The sequence below is a fragment of the Cereibacter azotoformans genome (assembly GCF_021391315.1).
GTDB classification, from domain to species: domain Bacteria; phylum Pseudomonadota; class Alphaproteobacteria; order Rhodobacterales; family Rhodobacteraceae; genus Cereibacter_A; species Cereibacter_A azotoformans.
In genome coordinates, this window is record NZ_CP090021.1 from 1,670,064 (window position 1) to 1,689,209 (window position 19,146).

22 protein-coding genes are annotated in these 19,146 nt (G+C 69.0%); 12 read left to right on the top strand and 10 right to left on the bottom strand.

The features are described 5' to 3' along the window. Nucleotides 1–83: 83 nt before the first annotated feature. On the top strand, nt 84–641 hold the full coding sequence (locus LV780_RS08295; protein WP_044248171.1) for an NnrU family protein: 558 nt from the start codon (nt 84–86) through the stop codon (nt 639–641). Here the strand turns inward: LV780_RS08295 and thpR are convergent. Genes thpR through LV780_RS08310 form a run of 3 tightly spaced genes read right to left on the bottom strand, consistent with a single transcriptional unit; the run spans nt 635 to nt 2,899 of the window. Beyond that, on the bottom strand, nt 635–1,186 hold the full coding sequence (gene thpR, locus LV780_RS08300) for an RNA 2',3'-cyclic phosphodiesterase (protein WP_108220553.1): 552 nt from the start codon (nt 1,184–1,186) through the stop codon (nt 635–637). The two genes, LV780_RS08295 and thpR, sit on opposite strands and share 7 nt — an antisense overlap. After that, nucleotides 1,183–2,313 carry an acetoin utilization protein AcuC gene (locus LV780_RS08305; RefSeq protein ID WP_108220585.1) on the bottom strand — a complete coding sequence of 377 codons (1,131 nt, stop codon included), beginning with the start codon at nt 2,311–2,313 and terminating at the stop codon, nt 1,183–1,185. Before LV780_RS08305 ends, thpR begins: the two co-directional genes overlap by 4 nt. 55 nt (nt 2,314–2,368) lie before the next feature. Then, on the bottom strand, nt 2,369–2,899 hold the full coding sequence (locus LV780_RS08310; RefSeq protein WP_108220552.1) for a glutathione peroxidase: 531 nt from the start codon (nt 2,897–2,899) through the stop codon (nt 2,369–2,371). A gap of 269 nt (nt 2,900–3,168) precedes the next feature. Here LV780_RS08310 and LV780_RS08315 point away from each other — a divergent pair, with 269 nt between their 5' ends. The 3 genes from LV780_RS08315 (at nt 3,169) to mtnA (ending at nt 5,356) form a co-directional block, all read left to right on the top strand. Then, the gene (locus tag LV780_RS08315) at nt 3,169–3,666 is read left to right on the top strand and encodes an NUDIX hydrolase (protein WP_101340989.1); all 498 of its coding nucleotides are present in this window, start codon (nt 3,169–3,171) and stop codon (nt 3,664–3,666) included. A gap of 70 nt (nt 3,667–3,736) precedes the next feature. Then, entirely contained in the window at nt 3,737–4,174 is a 438-nt protein-coding gene (locus LV780_RS08320) for a DUF1178 family protein (RefSeq protein WP_108220551.1), read from the top strand. Nucleotides 4,175–4,267: 93 nt separating this feature from the next. Beyond that, nucleotides 4,268–5,356 (top strand): S-methyl-5-thioribose-1-phosphate isomerase, encoded by a 1,089-nt coding sequence (mtnA, locus tag LV780_RS08325; protein ID WP_108220550.1) that lies wholly within the window; start codon nt 4,268–4,270, stop codon nt 5,354–5,356. A gap of 5 nt (nt 5,357–5,361) precedes the next feature. Here mtnA and LV780_RS08330 read toward each other — a convergent pair whose 3' ends face one another. Together LV780_RS08330 and LV780_RS08335 are read right to left on the bottom strand one after the other, a co-directional pair. Further along, nucleotides 5,362–5,790: a phosphate-starvation-inducible protein PsiE gene (locus LV780_RS08330; RefSeq protein WP_011908900.1), complete on the bottom strand. Its 429-nt coding sequence runs from the start codon at nt 5,788–5,790 to the stop codon at nt 5,362–5,364. Nucleotides 5,791–6,482: 692 nt separating this feature from the next. Next, nucleotides 6,483–6,980, bottom strand: a complete 498-nt coding sequence (locus LV780_RS08335; protein WP_101340985.1) for a pyridoxamine 5'-phosphate oxidase family protein — start codon at nt 6,978–6,980, stop codon at nt 6,483–6,485. 190 nt (nt 6,981–7,170) lie between these two features. Between LV780_RS08335 and LV780_RS08340 the strand changes: the two genes are divergently transcribed. From LV780_RS08340 to LV780_RS08350, 3 genes are read left to right on the top strand one after another with little or no spacing between them, the layout of a single operon-like run. Further along, nucleotides 7,171–8,151 (top strand): methyl-accepting chemotaxis domain-containing protein, encoded by a 981-nt coding sequence (locus LV780_RS08340; protein ID WP_108220548.1) that lies wholly within the window; start codon nt 7,171–7,173, stop codon nt 8,149–8,151. Then, nucleotides 8,138–8,539 (top strand): phage holin family protein, encoded by a 402-nt coding sequence (locus tag LV780_RS08345; RefSeq protein ID WP_011908904.1) that lies wholly within the window; start codon nt 8,138–8,140, stop codon nt 8,537–8,539. The genes LV780_RS08340 and LV780_RS08345 overlap by 14 nt, the downstream gene beginning before the upstream one ends. Continuing rightward, entirely contained in the window at nt 8,539–9,618 is a 1,080-nt protein-coding gene (locus LV780_RS08350; protein ID WP_108220547.1) for a DUF3618 domain-containing protein, read from the top strand. The genes LV780_RS08345 and LV780_RS08350 overlap by 1 nt, the downstream gene beginning before the upstream one ends. Before the next feature lie 96 nt (nt 9,619–9,714). Here LV780_RS08350 and LV780_RS08355 read toward each other — a convergent pair whose 3' ends face one another. Together LV780_RS08355 and LV780_RS08360 are read right to left on the bottom strand one after the other, a co-directional pair. After that, nucleotides 9,715–9,876, bottom strand: a complete 162-nt coding sequence (locus LV780_RS08355) for a hypothetical protein (RefSeq protein ID WP_011908906.1) — start codon at nt 9,874–9,876, stop codon at nt 9,715–9,717. Nucleotides 9,877–9,948: 72 nt separating this feature from the next. Then, nucleotides 9,949–10,503: a DNA-3-methyladenine glycosylase gene (locus tag LV780_RS08360; RefSeq protein ID WP_108220546.1), complete on the bottom strand. Its 555-nt coding sequence runs from the start codon at nt 10,501–10,503 to the stop codon at nt 9,949–9,951. Nucleotides 10,504–10,637: 134 nt separating this feature from the next. Here LV780_RS08360 and LV780_RS08365 point away from each other — a divergent pair, with 134 nt between their 5' ends. The 5 genes from LV780_RS08365 to LV780_RS22165 all read left to right on the top strand — a co-directional run bounded on the left by LV780_RS08365 (nt 10,638) and on the right by LV780_RS22165 (nt 15,314). Further along, the gene (locus LV780_RS08365) at nt 10,638–11,147 is read left to right on the top strand and encodes a hypothetical protein (protein ID WP_233863764.1); all 510 of its coding nucleotides are present in this window, start codon (nt 10,638–10,640) and stop codon (nt 11,145–11,147) included. A 169-nt stretch (nt 11,148–11,316) separates the two neighbouring features. Continuing rightward, nucleotides 11,317–13,449, top strand: coding sequence for a catalase (locus LV780_RS08370; protein WP_108220584.1), 2,133 nt, complete (start codon nt 11,317–11,319; stop codon nt 13,447–13,449). Nucleotides 13,450–13,481: 32 nt separating this feature from the next. Beyond that, nucleotides 13,482–13,736, top strand: a complete 255-nt coding sequence (locus LV780_RS08375) for a hypothetical protein (protein WP_108220544.1) — start codon at nt 13,482–13,484, stop codon at nt 13,734–13,736. Nucleotides 13,737–13,880: 144 nt separating this feature from the next. Continuing rightward, complete coding sequence (locus LV780_RS08380) at nt 13,881–15,203, top strand: cytochrome P450 (RefSeq protein WP_108220583.1); 1,323 nt, start codon at nt 13,881–13,883, stop codon at nt 15,201–15,203. 24 nt (nt 15,204–15,227) lie between these two features. Beyond that, nucleotides 15,228–15,314 (top strand): small membrane protein YohP, encoded by an 87-nt coding sequence (locus tag LV780_RS22165; protein ID WP_101340979.1) that lies wholly within the window; start codon nt 15,228–15,230, stop codon nt 15,312–15,314. Between the two features lie 82 nt (nt 15,315–15,396). Here the strand turns inward: LV780_RS22165 and tdh are convergent, their stop codons facing one another. Genes tdh through LV780_RS08395 form a run of 3 tightly spaced genes read right to left on the bottom strand, consistent with a single transcriptional unit; the run spans nt 15,397 to nt 19,104 of the window. Continuing rightward, nucleotides 15,397–16,422: an L-threonine 3-dehydrogenase gene (gene tdh, locus LV780_RS08385; protein ID WP_108220543.1), complete on the bottom strand. Its 1,026-nt coding sequence runs from the start codon at nt 16,420–16,422 to the stop codon at nt 15,397–15,399. Continuing rightward, entirely contained in the window at nt 16,422–17,612 is a 1,191-nt protein-coding gene (locus tag LV780_RS08390) for a glycine C-acetyltransferase (protein ID WP_108220542.1), read from the bottom strand. The genes tdh and LV780_RS08390 overlap by 1 nt, the downstream gene beginning before the upstream one ends. Nucleotides 17,613–17,658: 46 nt before the next feature. Beyond that, nucleotides 17,659–19,104 carry a protein adenylyltransferase SelO gene (locus LV780_RS08395; RefSeq protein WP_108220541.1) on the bottom strand — a complete coding sequence of 482 codons (1,446 nt, stop codon included), beginning with the start codon at nt 19,102–19,104 and terminating at the stop codon, nt 17,659–17,661. Nucleotides 19,105–19,146: the final 42 nt, after the last annotated feature.

Below are 19,146 nucleotides of genomic sequence, written 5' to 3' on the forward strand. Positions count from 1 at the left end.
GACGACAGCCGGCCGAACCGGGAACTTTCGGCCGCTTTCATGCATCCGTCATGCATCTTGTCAGTCTGCCGGATAGTCGCGTCATGTTCCTCCTGTCGATCGGTATCTTCCTCTGGGTCGGGGGCCACCTGTTCAAGCGGATCTTCCCCGATCTCCGCGCCCGGATGGGCGACCCCGGAAAGGGCCTCATCACGATCATCATCACGGTCGGGCTCGGGCTGATGATCTACGGCTACCGGACGGCGGACTACATCCCCGTCTATATACCGCTGCCCGAGATCGGCTATCTGAACAACCTGCTCATGCTGGTTGCCATCGTGCTGCTGGGCGCGGGGGTGCTGAAGGGGGTGATCTGGACGCGCATCCGGCACCCGCAGTTCCTGGCCACCATGATCTGGGCCACCGCGCATCTGCTCGTGAACGGAGACCTTGCCGCGATCCTGCTGTTCGGCAGCATGTGGCTCTGGGCGGCGGGCTCGATCCTGCTGATCAATGCGCAGGAGGGAGAGTGGGTGCGCCCACCGCCGGGACCGCTGCGGCGCGACGCCGTGCTGGTGGGGATCGGGCTGGCCCTTTACGGCGCGATCACCTCGACCCACATCTACCTCGACCACAATCCCTTCATGGGCAGCTACTACTGACCTCCGTTTAGCGGATACTCCGCCAGCTCCTCGTAGCGCGCGCCCTTGGGGCCGAGGAATGACCGGTAGAGGACGAAGCGCGTCACATCGAAGGCGCCCGCCTGCGAGGCAGCCCCCCCGGCCACGGCGCGCTCGAGCCGCATCCGCTCCTCGGGCGGGGGCGGCGAAAAGCGGCCGAGCGTGACGTGGGGCCTGAACCGGCGGCGCTCGGGCGCGATCCCGGCCACTCTCGCGGCACGCTCGACCTTGGCCTGAAGACGCTCCAGCGGCGCCGAAGCTGTGACACCCGCCCATGCGGCGCGGGGCCGGTCACCGCCGAAGAGCCCGAGCCCCGCGATCTCCAGCCGGAAGGGCGGCATGACGATCCCGGCAAGCCCCTCGTGCGCGGCCTCCAGCACCGGCCCCGGCACCTCGCCCAGAAACAGAAGCGTCAGGTGGAGGTTCTCGGGCTCGATCTTGCGCGGCAGCGGCAGAAGGAACTGTTGCAGGACGAGGGCCGAACGGATCGCCTCGGGCAGCGGGATGGCGACAAAGGCGCGGATCATCGGCGCGCCAGACGGGCGAGCCGCTCCCGGACCTCGGGCCGCACCGGACCTTCGCGGGGCGGGTCGCGCAACGTCTCGATCATCGCGGCCGCGGGCGGCGGGCGCCCGCCGCCGCCCCAGTCGAGTGCTTCCAGCACGGAGCGGGCGGACGCGGGCAGGCGGTCCGGGATCTCGTGGCCGGAAAGGACGGCCCAGACGCCCGCCCAGCAACGGCCCACCGACCAGGGGTTGTAGCCCCCGCCGCCAAGAACAAGGAACCGCGGCGCCACGGGGCGCAGGGCCGTCACCACCTCGAAATGCGCATTGTTCGACAGCGACAGCCGCGACAGCGGATCCTCGTCCAGCGCGTCGGCTCCGCATTGCAGCACGAGCGCCTCGGGGCGGAAGGCCGCAAGCCGGGGCAGGATCAGCCCCTCCAGGGCGGCGCGCATCTCGGTATCGTTGAAACCGCGCGGCACCGGCAGGTTGAAGCAGTTCCCGCCCCCGTCCGCATCAAGCGTGCCGGTGAAGGGCCAGCGCCCCTCCTCGTGAACCGAGATCAGCAGCGCCTCGGGATCGCCCGCAAAGGCATGTTCCACCCCGTCGGGATGATGGGCGTCGATATCGACATAGGCGATGCGCCGCAGGCCGGCGCGCCGCAGGACCAGCATCCCCAGCACCGGATCGTTGAGATAGCAGAAGCCGTTCGCCCGATCCGGCAGGCCATGGTGCGTGCCTCCGTCGGGGACATGCACGCAGCCGCCCGTCCGCAGAAGCTCGGCCGCCAGCATGACGCCCCCTGCCCCCGTCGCGGGCCTGCGGAACATCTCGGGAAAGACCGGATTCGACAGCGTGCCGAGCCCGAACGCGGCCAGCGTGCCGGGGGCCGCAAGCCCCGCCTCGGCGGCCTGAAGCGCCGCGACATAGTCGGGATCGTGCCAGATGTGCAGCGCGGCCGGCTTGGCGCGCGGCGCGCCGCGGTAGTTGGCCGACGAGAGCCAGCCCATCGCGCGCGCAAGGTCCATCACCGTCGAGACGCGCGGAACGCGCAGCGGATGGCGCAGCCCGTAGCTCGAGCCGCGGTAGATCTCGGATCCGATGAAGATGGGCTGATCGAGACGCGAAGGGGTCGCGGCCGGGCCGCGCACCTCGGGCGGGGCCGCCTCCGCCTGTCCCGCTGCGCGGATCACGGCCGGCTGCTCGTCACGGAAGAAGTGCCTCGATCCGCCCGACGATCGCCCGATCGGTCGGCCGCACCGGCGAGGCCCAGCTGGCCACCAGCTCACCCTCGCGGTCAATCAGCACCTTGTGGAAGTTCCAGCCCGGAACCACCTGATGCTCCTCGGCCAGCCAGCGGTAGAACGGATGGGCCTCCGATCCCGTCACATGGGTGATGGTGGTCATCGGTATCGTCAGGTCGAAGTTCGTGGCGCAGAAGTCGCGGACGGCGCGCGCGTCATCCAGTTCCTGCCGGAAATCATCGGAAGGCACGGCCAGCACGGTCAGCCCCTGAGCGGCGTAGCGATCCGAAAGATCCTGCAGGTCGTCATACTGCGGCGTGAACCCGCAGAGCGACGCCGTGTTCACCACGAGAACCGGCCCCCTGGCCCGCAGATGATCGAGCCGGATCTCTCCGCCGTCGATCGAGTCGAAGACGATCACGGGTGCGCTTGCGGCAATAGCCGGCGGGGCAAGATGGCAGAAGGCGGCGATGAACAGCACACGAAGGAACATGGCAGGGTGTCCCGGCACGAGGCACCTCTTCCGGAGGCGCGCGGAGCGGCCGATGGAACGCCGCTTGCATCCATAGCATAGGAGAACTTCTCGGGCGGTCAAACGGACCGCGGACGGCCTTCCTTCCCTTGCGGATCTTTTCGACTGCCTGCAACAATCTGAGAACTTTTTTCGGTTATGCTGCGTTGCGGTGGTGCGACGAAGCCAGAGGGCTGGGCGGGACGGAACCAAGATGAGAACCGGGCCACGATGCCCGGCAGGAGGTGGCGATGGGCGACGGGCGGTTCAGGATGATCACCGGCAATGCGGAGGAGGCCGGCGAGGTGCGCATGCAGTGCGGCGCGGTCTGCTGGCGCCGCAACGGCGGGGAGGTGGAGGTCCTGCTCATCACCAGCCGCGACACCGGGCGCTGGGTGATTCCCAAGGGCGGACGCATCGCGGGCCTCGACGATCCGGCCTCGGCCGCGCAGGAAGCCTGGGAAGAAGCCGGCATCCGCGGCGCGGTCGGTGCGCGCGCGCTGGGACGCTTTACCTACCGCAAGCTGGCCAAGAATGCCGGAAGCATCGCCTGCGAGGTCGTGGTTTTCCCGCTTGAGGTCGATGAGATGCTCGACACCTTCCCCGAGCGGGGGCAGCGCAAGCGCAAGTGGTTCAACCCCGACAAGGCGGCCCTCAAGGTGGCCGAACCCGAGCTGCGCGAGATCCTCGGCAGGTTCGATCCGGTCGCCGATGCCCCGTCGGACGAATTGCCGCTGCAAGGGCGTTGAACCTCGTCACGCAGAGCCTTACCTGACAGGATGAGGGGCCGCACAGGGGCGGCTCCGATCCGGTGCCGAGATGATCCGCTATTCCCTCAAATGCGCTGATGACCACGGGTTCGAAAGCTGGTTCCAGTCGTCCGAAGCCTTTGACGGGCTGTTGAAGGCCCGCAAGGTCTCCTGCCCCGTCTGCGGTTCGGCCCAGGTCGAGAAGGTGCTGATGGCACCCGCCGTCCAGCCGTCGCGCGCGGCCAAGCCGGTCGCCGATACCGCCCGCCCCCTCGCCACGCCCTCATCGAAGATCGAGGAGGCGCTCCTGACGCTGCGGCGGCAGGTGCAGGAAAACTCGGAATATGTCGGCATGGGATTCGTGAACGAGGCGCGCCGGATCCACAATGGCGAGGCGCCTGAGCGCGCGATCTATGGCGAGGCGAAGGTCGAGGAGGCGCGGCGCCTGATCGAGGACGGCGTGCCCGTCGCCCCCCTGCCCTTCATGCCGCAGCGCAAGGTCAACTGAGGCGCGGATCGTCGCGGAGGCCGGTCGGTCCCTTGACCTTCGCGCCCCGGCGGGGCCTTCTGGCCGCGTTCCATCCTGACCCGGAGACCATGCGTGAAGATCAACGGCACCCCTTTCCGCTCGATCTGGACCGAAGCGGGCGAAGTCCGCATCATCGACCAGCGGTGGCTGCCGCATGAACTCCGCATCGTTCCGCTGCGCTCGCGGGCCGAGTTCGCCACCGCGATCCGCGACATGTGGGTGCGGGGCGCCCCGCTGATCGGCGCCACCGCCGCCTGGGGCATGGCCGTGCAGATGGCCGAGGATGCCTCGGACCGGGCGCTCTGCGAGACATGGGAGATGCTGCACGAGACGCGGCCCACCGCCATCAACCTGCGCTGGGCGCTCGACGAGATGAAGCGGCTTCTGGCCCCGCTGCCCCCCTCGGAACGGGCGGCCGCCGCCGCGCGCCGGGCGGCCGAGATCTGCGACGAGGATGTGGAGATCAACCGCCGCATCGGCACCCACGGCCTCGCGCTCATCCGCGAGATCGCCGAGCGCAAGGCGGGGCGCGTCAACATCCTGACCCATTGCAACGCCGGATGGCTCGCCACGGTGGACTGGGGCACCGCGACCTCGCCGATCTACCACGCGATCGAGGCCGGGATCGACGTGCATGTCTTTGTGGACGAGACCCGGCCGCGCAACCAGGGCGCGCTGCTCACCGCCTGGGAGATGAACTCGCACGGGGTGAGCCACGACCTGATCACCGACAATGCCGGCGGCCATCTGATGCAGCATGGCGAGGTGGACATGGTGATCGTGGGCACCGACCGGACCACCGCGCAGGGTGATGTCTGCAACAAGATCGGCACCTATCTGAAGGCGCTGGCGGCGAAGGCGAACGGGGTGCCCTTCTATGTGGCCCTGCCCTCTCCCACGATCGACTGGACGGTGCGCGACGGCGTGAAGGAAATCCCGATCGAGGAACGCTCCGGCCTCGAGGTGACCCATGTGCAGGGCAAGGCCCCCGACGGAACGGTGCTCTCGGTCCAGATCTCGCCCGACGGCACCGGCGCGCGCAATCCGGCATTCGACGTGACACCGGCCACGCTGGTCACGGGCCTCATCACCGAGCGCGGGATCTGCGCCGCCGATGCGCGATCCATGGCGGCCATGTTCCCCGAGCGGGCCACAGCCTGAGCCGTTCAGCGCCGCGCGAACCTCAGCAGGACCACGGCGGCGACGGACAGAAGCAGGATGGCCGACGCCTCGAGCACGATGTTCTGCGGATCCATGTCCTTGCCCTGCAACACGATCAGGCGGGCAAGGGCGGTGATGGCGATGAAGATCGGATAGACGAAGGGCAGCCCCTTGCCGGTGTAGAAGACCGCGACCATGGCGATGACCTCGGTATAGAGGAACATCAGCAGGATGTCGCCGAGGTTCACGCTCCACCGTTCGATGATCGACCAGATCTCGACCGCGGTTGCGGCCAGCGTCATGACCGCCACGAGGATCAGAAGGCCCCGCTCGATCACGCCGAGCGCCGTGACCATCACCAGATTTTCGGTGCGCCCGCCCTTCGGAGAAGGGGCTTCATGCACCGGCTGCATTCCGTCGCCCTCTGGCACCATCTGATCTCCCCCTCACCGCCTACGAGAGGAAGCCTAGCAGGTCGATCCCTTCGCGCCAACCGGCTGGCCGAATGGGGGATGAGAGCCATACCCGGAAATGGGCGGAGCGTAGCCTCCGGGGGAAGGCTGCGCTCCGCATGTCCGGGCGAGGGGCAACCGCCCGGACGAACATCGTCTCTTTCGGCCTGCGCCCTCAGCTGGCCTGCGAGGGCCTGTCACCCGTGCGCGCCTCCGCGGGCTTGGAGCGACCGGCGGCCTGATCGGCAGCCGGTTCCGACGGTGCGGCCGGCCCCGGCGAATGCGCCGGAGAAGACGGGGCCGACGTGGACTGGGCCGACGTGGACTGAGCCGACGTAGACTGGGCCGACGAGGAATGGCCCGCAGGCGACGCGGACGAAGTCTGATGCGGCTCGGACGCGCGCTTCGGTGCCATCCCGAGTTGCGTGCTTCCCGACCGGCGTTCTGCGGCCATGAAGCCGAACCAGCAGACCGCCAGCATTCCGAGGAACACGAGGATTCCCAACATGTATGACATAGATGTCCTCCTTTCCGGCGCCTAACGCCCTTGGCGAGACCCGGTTCCGCAGGTTCGCGCAAAACGCTCAACGTGACAATGATCTTGGCCGTGATGCCCACCCAGCCGGGCCGGAGCCCTCGAAAGAGCCGGCCTTGCAGGGGCGGGCATCCGCCCTTCAGTCGAACGTCGCCACATTGTGCACACCCACATCCGGGTCATGGTCCGTCACGTTGGCCTTGGCGATCTCATAGGCGAAGCGGGCCGCCGAGCCGGTCGAGGCCCAGATCGCCGCGCTTTGCAGCCGCACCGACAGCATCACGAGGTCGGGGTCGTCCTTGCCCTCGAACCAGGCGCCCACCACGGGATTCCACATCTCGTCGAGCTTTGCGCGGTCCATCTCGTCCGCGACGGGCCCCGAGGCGCAGGCGTGGAAATCCTGATCCGGCGAGATGATGCAGAAATGCGCCTTGCTGGTGGGACCGACCGCCTTGAACAGGTCGGTGCTGCGCTTGGTGAGGAACCAGATCCGGCCGCCCGTCTCATCGCAATGATGCGACATCGGCTGCATGTGCTGACCCGAGCCCTCGATGCCGAGCATGCCGGCGCGCAGCTTGCCGACCTCTTTCCAGAAGGCGGCTTTGGGGTCGGTCTGGGCTAGTTTCGTGTCGGCCATTCGGCCCTCCTGATCTGCTGTGGCACGGCGGGTGCAACCGGCCCCGCTTCGGGTTGGTTCCCGCGGTGGCCCGCACCGGGGCGGCGCGCGGCGCTCGGAACAAATGGCTTCCGATCCCTGTTTCTGGGCGACACGGGGCAAGGCGGATGCCTGTCGCATCGCCGGCCACAGACATCGCGAGGAGATCAGGATGCAGACCGACAAGAACATGACCGGCCCGGGGACAGCCTCGGCTCCGTCCGGCCGTCCGGGCCTCACCGACAACGTGCGCGAGACCGCCCGCCGCGAGATGGACGATGCGCGGGACCATCTGCATGAGGCCGCCGGCCGCGCACGCAGCGGGGCGCGCGAGGCGCGCAGCAGCGTGTCCCGCCTCGTCATGGACGAGGTGGACCGCCGCAAGGAGGACCTGTGCGCCGGGATCCACGGGCTGGCCGAGTCCATGCGCAAGGCGGCCGACGAGGCCGAGCGCCGTGAGGACACGCCGACGCCGCCGCACATGATCCATCAGGCGATCAACACGCTCGACGACATGGCGGACCGCATGCGCCACCGCTCGGCCGATGACATGGCGCGGTCCGTGGCCCGTTTCGGGCGCGAGAACCCCGCGCTCTTCGTGGGCGGCGCGCTCTTTGCCGGGCTCGCGCTGGGCCGCTTCCTGGTCTCCTCCTCGTCCGACCGCCACCGCCGCGGGAACCGGGACAACGAGGACCGGATGGGCCTGCGCGACGAGGATCGCTGGGGTGGTTCCGCGGCCGGTGGCACCTCGCCCTCGCGCGGACCGAGCGATCCGATGGGGACCGATCCGATGGGAAGCCGCTCGGACCCGACGGGATCCGGCGTCGGCGGCACGCGCGTCGGTGGCGCGGGTGTTGCGGGCGCGGGGTTGGGCGGCACGGGTTCGGCCGGAGCCTCGGGCGCAGGGTCGTCCGGCTCGGCCGCCTCAGGCCAGGGCGGCACCCCCGGCATGGCGAGCTTCGGCAGCGGCGCTGCGGCCTCGGGCAGCGGGCCGGCGGGCTCGGACCGCACGAACAAGGGCGACGCGCACCACCACGAGGGCTCGCCGTCCGCTCCCGCCGGCAGCCCGATCGTCGGCGAGACGGCGAAGCCGCTGGGTTCAGGGGCAAAGGATGGGGTAACGGACAAGGAGGGACGAGATGGAAGCGCCTAAGCGCCCCCTTGGCACCGAACGGTCGATAGCGGACCTCCTGTCGGATCTGGTGCGCGACCTCACCGGCCTCGTGCGCAGCGAAAGCCGGCTGGCGCGGGCCGAGATTGCCGAGGCGGGGCGCAGCTTCGCCATCGGCGCCGAACTGATCGCCGCGGGCGCCATCCTGCTGCTCGTGGCGCTTCTGGTGCTGGTGCAGGCCCTCGTGGTCCTGCTGGCCCATTGGGTCGGCCCGGCTTGGGCCGCCCTGATCGTGGGCGTGGCGCTCGCCGCGATCGGCGGGATCCTCATCGCGCGCGGCCGCAAGGACCTAAGCGCCGCCAGCCTGGTGCCCGAGCGCACCATCGAACAGACCAGCCGCGACGTGCGGCTTGCACGGGAGCAAATCTGATGAATTCTGACAAGATCGAACGCGAAGTGGAAGAGAACCGCGCCCGGGTGGAGAGCACGCTCGATGCGCTGAAGGAACGGATGACGGTCAATCAGGTGGTCGATGACCTCGCGAATTTCGTGGGCGTCGAGGACGTGCGCGGGGTGATGAACTCGGCCGGGCGGCAGGTGCGGGACAATCCCGTGGCCCTCGGGCTGATCGGTCTCGGCCTCGCCTGGCTCGCCTTCGGCGGCTCGTCCGACCGGAGCCGCTCCCGTTCCTCCTACGGGCCGGACGGCTATTCCGACTACCCCGGGGGCTATGCCTCGGGCGGCCGCTCGTACGAGCCCTACGGCGGAGGCGCCGAATACCGCTCGTCCGGTGAAGGCATGGCCTCGCGCGTGAAGCACGCGGTCAGCGACGCGGCCGACAGCGTCAGCCGGGCCGCCCATGCCGCAACCGAACGGGTCAGCCACGGCGCCCACGCCGCGGCCGAGAAGGTGGGCGGAGCCTTCGGCGATGCCCGCGACCGCGCCGGCCGCGCCCGCGAGGATGCCTACGACCGCGCCGGACACTGGCGTGACGACCTCGGCCATCGCTCGGAGGATCTGCGCCATCGCGCCGAGCACTGGCAGGGCCGCGCCTCGTCGAGCGCCCAGCACATGCGCGAGAGCGTGGCGCACGGGATGGAGCAGCAGCCGCTTCTGGTGGGGGCCGCGGCGGTGGCGCTTGGCGCGGTGATCGGTGCGGCCATGCCGCGGACGCGGACCGAGGACCGCTGGATGGGCCGCACCAGCGACGATCTCTGGGATGAGGCCAAGGCGACCTCGTGGGAACTGCGCGACCGTGCGATGAGCGCGGCGCGCGAGACCTACGACGCCACCCTCGACGCCGCCCGCGAGGAAGGGTTGATGCCCGAAAAAGGCGAGACGCTGGCCTCGAAGCTCGGCCGTGTGGCCGAAGCCGCGGCCTCGGAAGCCAAGGCGCAGGTCGATCCGGTGCTGCACGGGAAAGAGGGCGAGGAGGCCACCAGCTCCGCGACCGGACAGGGCTCCGGTCAATCCTCTGGCTCGACCAAGGCTGCCGGCAAGAGCGTCTGAACTCCCCAAAACGAACGAAGGGCGGACCGGCCGGTCCGCCCTTTTCCTGTGTCATGGGCACGGCGACCTTCGGACCGCCGCCGCATCCTCTTCGACTCAGGAGTAGATCGGCGGTGTCTGCTCGCCCGGATCGGGCAGGTCCGGGTCGCCCGGCGGGATCGGATCCGGGTCCGGCATCGGATCGGGATAGGGGTTCGGCTCGGGCATCGGATCCGGCGTCGGCGGATCGTTGGGACCGAGGCGCATCTCGTCACTCATTCGCTTGCTCCTCTCCTTCGGGCATTCCGTGCCCTTCTGCCACCAAGATGCGTCGGGGCAGAATGTTCCGGCTCAGAACCTCCGGCTCAGGCAGGGCGACCCCCGCAGGCCGAACCGCCACGGCCGCTCGGCTGCGCGGCTGATTCCGATGCGGGGCCCCACCAGGATCGCCCCGGCCTCGAGGGGCGCGCCCGGGCGGAGAAGAAAGCCGGCCGTGCCGAACCGCGCCCCGTCGTCCGCCAGCGAGAGTCCCAGCGCCTGCCCGATCCGTCCCGGCCCCGAACAGAGACGTTGGACCTCCTCGGTTCCCCGGCGCCGCGCCATTTCGGCCAGCCCCTCGGTCGGCTCCAAGGCGCGGATCAGCACGGCATGGCCCGGCGCACACACGACATTGAGGCACAGGTGGATGCCGTAGGACAGATAGACATAGGCGCAGCCCGGCGAGCCGAACATCGACCCGTTGCGCGCCGTGGGGCCGCGAAAGCTGTGCGAGGCGGGATCGTCGGGCGCATAGGCTTCGGTCTCGACGATCCGGCCGCCCGCACCCCGCACCGTCAGATGCGCGCCGACCAGATCCACGGCGACCGAGGTGGCATCCCTGCCGAAGAACGCCGCAGCCCGTTCCATGCCCGTCTTCCGTCCTCACCCGACCACGCCGCAGTGGAGCCTTTGCCGGAACATTCCTCGGCCGAACAGGTTCTCTCCGCAAGACCGCACCCCGTGCGGCATCCCCATGAAGATTACGAATGGAGAGAATGTCGATGATGAAAGTTGCTTTGGCTGCAGCCCTTTTCGGTATCGTTAGCACGCCGGTTCTGGCGCAGAGCGGCGCCGACGGCATGGACCCCACCCGGCCCGTCGCGACCGAGACCGGCACTGGCAGCATGCGCGACATCAGCGAGCAGACCTGGTCGGACGACGTCCGGGAGGTCTTCTTCATTGATGAAGCGATGACGTCCCTGCGCCCCACCGACGAGATGGAGGAACGCTGGGCGGCCCTCGATCCCGAAGCGAAGGAGCGCGCCAAGCGCGACTGTCAGGCCTTCCTGATGGATGCGGGCTCGATGGGCGGCGCCTCATCGGGCGGCCTGGGCGGTGCGCTCCGGCCTGACACGGAACAGGCGGACTCGGGGTCGCAGATCGGCGGGACCGATACACCTGCCCCGGTGCCGACCGACACGACCAATTCGTCCGAAGCCCCGCCCGCGCCGGGCAATGCGCCCGTCTGGAACCAGGCCTGTTCCTTCGTCACCTCGTTCCAGTCCCAGTAAGAGCGGCCCGCGGCCGGACACGCCCGGCGCGAGCCACGTCACCGCTGTCGGACAGCCTCGCTGTGCGTCAGCGCATCCGACCCGGCCGGATCGTCGCGCGATGATCCGGCCGAACCATGCCCGGCCCCTGCTGCCGGCCCTCATCCATCCCGTCGTCAAGGAGAGCCAGATGGCCGATGACAAGCCCGCTTCGCGTCCTGGAAGTTTCGAGAACCTCGTGTCCGACTACGGGGCCGGAGGTGAGTTCCATCAGCACGCCGGAGACCGCGACGACCGGCTGACCACCGCCCAGGGCGTCACGATCGCCGACAACCAGAACTCGCTCAGGGTCGGGCGGAACGGGCCCACCGCGCTCGAGGATTTCGTCCTACGCGAAAAGATATTCCATTTCGACCATGAGCGGATCCCCGAGCGGGTGGTCCATGCGCGCGGCTTTGGCGCCCACGGGCTCTTCGAATGCACGAAGGCCATCCCCGAGATCACCCGCGCCGCGCCCTTCCAGAAGGAAGGCAAGGTCACCGAGACCTTCGTCCGCTTCTCGACGGTGGCGGGGTCGAAAGGCTCGATGGATCTGGCGCGCGACGTGCGCGGCTTCGCCACCAAGTTCTACACCGACGAAGGCAACTGGGACCTCGTGGGCAACAACATTCCCGTCTTCTTCATCCAGGACGCGATCAAGTTCCCCGACCTCGTCCATGCCGTGAAGCCCGAACCCGACCGCGGCTTCCCGCAAGCGCAATCGGCGCATGACAATTTCTGGGACTTCATCTCGCTGACGCCCGAGTCGATGCACATGGTGATGTGGCAGATGTCGGACCGCGCGATCCCCAAGAGCTTCCGCTTCATGGAAGGGTTCGGCGTCCATACCTTCCGCTTCGTCAATGCCGAGGGCAAGTCGAGCTTCGTCAAGTTCCACTGGAAGCCCCGGCTCGGCCTTCAGTCGGTGCTGTGGGACGAGGCGCTGAAGGTCAACGGCGCCGACCCCGACCGGCACCGGCGCGACCTGTGGGAGGCGATCACGGCCGGCGACTTCCCCGAATGGGATCTCGGCCTGCAGATCTTCGACGAAGCCTTCGCCGACCGTTTCGACTTCGACGTGCTCGACCCGACCAAGATCATCCCCGAGGATCTGGTGCCGCTGACCATCGTGGGGACGCTGACGCTCGACCGCGTGGTGGACAACTTTTTCGCCGAGACCGAGCAGGTCGCCTTCTGCACCCAGAACGTGATCCCCGGCATCGACTTCACCAACGATCCGCTGCTGCAGGGCCGGAACTTCAGCTACCTCGACACGCAGCTCAAGCGGCTGGGCAGCCCGAACTTCACCAAACTGCCGATCAACGCGCCGCGCGGCTGTCCCGTGAACAATTTCCAGCAGGACGGCCACATGCAGACCGCCAACCCCAAGGGCCGGGTGAATTACGAGCCCAACGGCTGGGGCAAGGGGCCGCGCGCCCATCCGCTCGAGGGCTATGTGAGCTACGCCGTGCGCGAGGAAGGCGAGAAGCGCCGCCTCCGGCCCGAGAGCTTTGCCGACCACTACAGCCAGGCGCGGCAGTTCTTCCTGAGCCAGACGCCGGTCGAGCAGGGCCACATTCGCGATGCGCTGGTGTTCGAACTGTCGAAATGCCAGGAGATCGAGATCCGCGCGCGGATCGTGGCCCATCTGCTCAACATCGACGAGGGGCTGGCCGAGGCGGTCGCGAAGGGGCTGGGCCTGGCTGCGATGCCCGATCCGGCCCCGGCGGCCCGGCCCACGCGCACCGACCTGCCTCCGTCGGACGCGCTGAGCATCCTGAAGAACCCGCCGCCCTCCTTTGCCGGCCGGACCGTCGGCGTCCTTGTCGGAGACGGTGTCGAGGCCGGCCTGCTCTCGGAACTGCGCTCGATCCTTGCGGCCGAGGGCGCCATGGTCAAGCTGGTGGCCCCCCGCATCGGTGGGGTGACGGACAGCGCGGGCGCGCTGCACCCGGCCGACGAGAAGCTCGGCGGCGGGCCTTCGGTGCTCTTTGATGCGGTGGCGGTGCTGCCGGGCGCCGAGGCGGTGGCAATCGCCGCCAATCCGGCCGCGCAGGACTTCCTCACGGATGCCCATGCCCATTGCAAGTTCATCGCCCACCACGGAGCCGAGGCGCTGATCGACGCCTGCGCCCTGCGGGACAAGATGGACGAGGGTTGGCGGGCCCTCGCGGGCACGTCCGACATCGACAGCTTCGTCGCCGCCTGCCGAAGCCTGCGCCACTGGCCGCGCGAGCAGACGCTGGGCGGGAACCCTCCCCTCGTGCGGACGTTTTCGCTCTAGGCCCCACGGGGCGCAAAGGAAGAGGATCGACCATGGCTTATGCGAGGAACGATACGCGCGCGGGAGAGGGGCGGCATTCGACGCTCATGCTCGCCTCCGCCGTGATTCTCGGCGCGTTCGGTGCTCTGGCGGTGCGGCATCTGATGAACAGCCGTCAGCCGTCGGGCTACCCGGATGTCAGGCCCGCAGGCCCGGACGCGATGCGTGACCCGCCGGACGACTGGGACGAGGTGGACGAGCAACTGGATGAGTCCTTCCCGGCCAGCGATCCACCCTCGAACTACTAGGCCGGCCGAAGGGCGCCCCTGCCGGGCGCCCTTTGCGACCATCCCCATCCGAGGCCGGGGCCGGATGACCGTGCGAAAACCCCACTCGGCAGGAACCTCCGGTTGTGGCCCACGTTGACCGCCTTGTCGAACGAGGGGACCAACATGTCGAACAGCGACGCCCGCCATGAAGCGGGCCCTTCCGATACAACCTGCGGCCGCGAGATCCCGCGCGATCCCCGGCTCGATGCGTCGATGGGGCTGCTGTCGGAAGGCTACAGGTTCGTGTCGAACCTCTGCGACCAGCTCGACAGCGACATCGTCTCGACCCGCATCCGCCTGCGCGAGGTGATCTGCCTGCGCGGCGGCACCGCGGCCCGGCTGCTTTATGGCGCCGAGGGCCTGACGCGCGTGGGCGCGATGCCCTCGAGCGTGCTGCATCTGTTGCAGGACAAGGGCTCGGTGCAGCAGCTCGAAGGGCCGGCGCACCGTCACCGCAAGGCCCTGTTCCTCGGCATCTGCATGGATCCCGCGCGCGTGGAGGCGCTGGTCGCAGAGTTTCGCGCTGCCTGGCGCGCCGCGCTGGACGAGTGGGAAGAAGCCGACAGCATCGTCCTGCAGCAGGAGGCCGCGCGCGTGCTGACCCGCGCCGCCTGTCGCTGGGCCGGCGTCGAGAACCAGCCCGAGGCGCGGCTGGCCGAAGAGATCTTCGACATGATCGACAAGGCCGGCAGCATCGGCCCGCGCAACTGGCTGGCCCAGATGCGGCGGTCGGGCACGGAACGGCGCCTGCGCAAGCTGATCGAGCAGGTGCGGGCCGGGGAGGTGGTGCCGGGGAGCGCGACGGCGCTTCATGCCATCGCCTTCCACCGGGAAGCCGACGGCGCGCTGCTCGATGACACGGTGGCGGCGGTCGAACTGCTCAATGTCCTGCGCCCCATCGTGGCGGTCGGGCGCTACATCACCTTCACCGCGCTGGCGCTGCACCGCGAGACCAACTGGCGCGACCTCTTCCGCTCGGGGACGCTGGAACTGGCGGCCGACTTCGCCGAGGAGGTGCGTCGGATCTCGCCCTTCTTCCCCTTCACCGCCGCCGTCACGACCCGCCCCCTGCAGTGGGAGGGCTACGACCTGCCCGCCGACCAGTGGCTGCTTCTGGATCTCTACGGCACGCTGCACGATGCGCGCAACTTCCCCGATCCCGCCCGCTTCCGGGCAGAGCGGATGCTGAGTTGGTCCGGGCAGGACGATTGCTTCGTCCCGCAGGGCGGTGGCGAGGTTGCCGTCACCCATCGGTGCCCCGGCGAGATGATCACGGTCGAACTGCTGAAGGAGGCGATCCGCCTGCTCTGCCTCGAGATGGACTACGAGATTCCCCCACAGGATCTTGGCGTGCGGCTGAACCGCCTTCCCGCCCAGCCCCGCAGCGGCATGGTGCTGGCCTCGATCCGGCGCCGCCCGGGAACAGAGCCTTGTGTTGCCGGTTGACCTGACAACGGAAAGGAGAATCCCATGCTCAAGTTCATCGGCGGCACCGTCGGCTTCATCTTCATCGTCGGCCTGCTCGTGATCATCGGAATTCTCGCGCTGATCTTCTGATCGAGGGGCGTCACCCCGGAAGTGCGGCGGAGTGCCGAAGCGGCGGCCCCGAGGGCCGCCGCATCCGTTCGCCGGGGACAGGTCAGCCCCAGTCCAGGACCACCTTGCCCGAGGTTCCGCCGCGCATGACGGCAAAGCCCTCGGCAAAGTCCGTCACGGGGAAGCGGTGGGTAATCACCCGGCGGATGTCGAGGCCGTTCTCGAGCATCGCGATCATCTTGTACCAGGTCTCGAAGATCTCGCGGCCATAGACGCCCTTGATCGTCAGGGCCTTGAAGACGATGCGGCTCCAGTCCACGGGGCTGCGGCCGGGCGGTATGCCCAGCATCGCGATCCGGCCGCCCATCACCATCGCTTCGACCATCTGGTCAAAGCCCGCAGGCGCGCCCGACATCTCCATGCCGACGTCGAAGCCCTGCACGATCCTGAGCCGCCCCATGACCTCGCGCAGATCCTCGGAGGCGACATTGACCGGCACGACATCGGCAACCTCGCTTGCGAGCCGCAGCCTGTCGGGATTGACGTCGGTGATGACCACATGCCGCGCGCCGACATGCCGGGCGACGGCCGCCGCCATGATGCCGATCGGGCCTGCCCCGGTGATCAGCACATCCTCGCCCACCAGATCGAAACTGAGCGCCGTGTGAACCGCATTGCCGAGCGGGTCGAGGATCGCCCCCACCTCGTCGTCGATCGAGTCGGGCAGCGGCACCACGTTGAAGGCCGGCAGCCGGAGGTAATCGGCAAAGGCGCCGGCAACATTGACCCCGATGCCCCGTGTCTCGGGATCGAGGTGGAAGCGCCCCGCGCGCACCTGCCGCGAATGATGCCCGATGAGGTGCCCCTCGCCCGAGCATCTCTGGCCGACCGTCAGATCCTCGACATCGCGGCCCACCTCGACGATCTCGCCGGCGAACTCGTGCCCGGTCACCAGCGGCACCGGCACCGTCCGGGCCGCCCATTCGTCCCAGTTCCAGATATGCACATCGGTGCCGCAGATCCCGGTCTTCTTCACCCGGATCAGCACCTCGTCGGGGCCGATCCCGGGCACCGGACGCTCCTCCATCCAGAGACCGGGCTCTGCCTTCGCCTTGACCAGCGCGCGCATCAGATCGCTCCCACCGCCTTGCCTGCCTCGCGGAACGCGCCCAGGGCGAACTCCAGATCCTCGCGCGTCAGGGCCGCATTCATCTGGGTGCGGATCCGCGCCTGCCCGCGCGGCACCACCGGGAAGAAGAAGCCCGACACATAGACCCCCCGCTCGTAGAGCGCGGCGGCCATCTCCTGCGCGAGCCGCGCCTCGCTGAGCATCACGGGCACGATCGGATGGTCGCCGGGCAGAAGGCGGAAGCCCGCCTCGGCCAGCCCCGCCCGCCAGAAGGCCGTATTCTCGAAGAGCCGCGCGCGCAGATCGTCGGCCGCCTCGACCAGATCGAGCGCGGCAAGGCCCGCCGTCACGATCGCCGGCGGCAGGGCGTTGGAGAAGAGATAGGGCCGCGCCCGTTGCCGCAGAAGGTCGATCACGGGCTGCGGGCCCGCCACATAGCCCCCCAGCGCCCCGCCGAGCGCCTTGCCGAGCGTCCCGGTGAGAATGTCCACCCTCACCCCATGATGGGCGGGCGTCCCCTGCCCCTTCGGCCCCATGAAGCCCGTCGCGTGGCAGTCGTCCACCATGACCAGCGCGCCGAACGCATCGGCCAGCGCCACGATCTCGGGCAGCCGCGCAAGGTAGCCGTCCATCGAGAAGACGCCGTCCGTGGCGATCAGGATGGTGCGCGCACCGTCCGCCCGCGCCTGCGCAAGCTGCGCGCGCAGATCCTCCATGTCGGAATTGGCATAGCGATAGCGGCGCGCCTTGCAGAGGCGGATGCCGTCGATGATGCTCGCATGGTTGAGTGCGTCCGAGACCACCGCATCCTCGGGCCCCAGCAGCGGCTCGAACAGACCGCCGTTCGCATCGAAGCAGGCCGCAAAGAGGATCGCATCCTCCATACCGAGATAGCGGGCGATCCGCCCCTCAAGTTCGCGGTGGATGTCCTGCGTGCCGCAGATGAAGCGCACCGAGGCCATGCCGAAGCCGTGCTCGTCCATCCCCCGCCGGGCCGCGTCGATCAGGGCGGGATGGTTGGCCAGCCCGAGGTAGTTGTTGGCGCAGAGGTTCAGCAACTCGCGCCCCGCGACCGTCACATGCGCCCCCTGCGGCGACAGGATCGCCCGCTCGCGCTTCGTGAGCCCCTCGGCGTCGATCTCGGCAAGAGCGGTGCGCACGCCCGCGAGGAATTTCTCCCGTCCTGTCATCGCCCTCTCCCTCTCCGCAGGCCCCGAGCTTACGCCACCGGCGCGCTCACGTCCCGCAGAAGGTGCGGTAGCCCTCATTGAACCCCGCGGGAGCGGGCTGCGCCAGATCCTCGAGACCCGCCCGTTCCGTGAACGGATCCGAGAGCGCCCCGATCAGCCGGTCGAAGGGCCCGAGATCCCCCGCATGGGCCGCGGCCAGCGCTTCCTCGACCCGGTGGTTCCGCGCGATATAGATCGGGTTCACGGCCCTGATGCGCCGGGCCGCCTCGGGCGCAAGCCGCCGGCGCCAGCGGGAGAGCCAGTTCTGGAGCGTATCCGCCTCCTGAAAAACGGGCCGCAGCGCCTCGTCCTCCGTCACCGCATCGGCGAGACGGCGGAAGGTCAGCGTCCAGTCGGCGCGCGCGCGCTGCATGGCGGCCAGCAGATCTTCGGCCAACGAAAGGTCGCCCTCTTCGGCCCCGGCAAGGCCCAGCTTGGCGCGCATCCCCTCCAGCCAGCGAGCCTGATAGCGGGCCCCGACCGTGCCCAGCACGGCGTTGGCCTTCTCGGCCGCCCGGCCCGCATCGGCATCGAACAGCGGCAGCAGCGCCTCGCCCAGCCGCGCCAGGTTCCAGGCCAGGATGAAGGGCTGGTTGCCATAGGCATAGCGCCCCTGCAGGTCGATCGAGGAGAAGACCGTGCCCGGCTCGAACCCCTCCATGAAGGCGCAGGGCCCGTAGTCGATCGTCTCGCCCGAGATCGCCATGTTGTCCGTGTTCATCACGCCATGGATGAACCCGACCAGCATCCAGCGCGCCACGAGATCGGCCTGCGCGTCCGCCACGGCCTCGTAGAAGGCGAGGTAGGGCTCTGGCGCCTCGGCGAGCGCCGGATAGTGACGCGCGATGGCATAGTCGGCCAGCCGCCGCACCCGCTCCATGTCGCTCCGCGCGGCGAAGAACTGAAAGGTGCCCACCCGGATGTGGCTCGCGGCCACGCGCGTCAGGATCGCCCCCGGCAACTCACCCGCCTGCCGCAGGACCGGCTCGCCGGTCGCCACCGCGGCCAGCGCCCGCGTCGTCGGGATCCCGAGGCCGTGCATCGCCTCGCCCACGAGATATTCCCGCAGCACCGGCCCGAGCGTGGCCTTTCCATCCGCACCTCGGGAAAAGGGCGTCCGCCCCGAGCCCTTGAGCTGCAGGTCGCGACGACGGCCCGAGCGATCCGTCACCTCGCCGATGAGCAGCGCCCGCCCGTCGCCCAGCTGCGGAGAGAAACCGCCGAACTGATGACCGGCGTAGGCCTGCGCCAGCGGATGCGCCCCCTCGGGCAGCCTCTTGCCCGAGAAGATCGCGGCCCCCTCGGCCTCGAGCCGGTCCGCATCCAGCCCGAGGTCCCCGGCCAGATCCCGGTTCAGACGCAAGAGCCTGGGCGCCGGCACCGGCGCCGCCTGCCAGTCCACATAGAAGCCCTCAAGCTCGCGGGCATAGCTGTTGTCGAAGCGGAAGGTCATAGGATCCTGCACAAGTTCCCTTTTCCCGATATGCTCATCAAG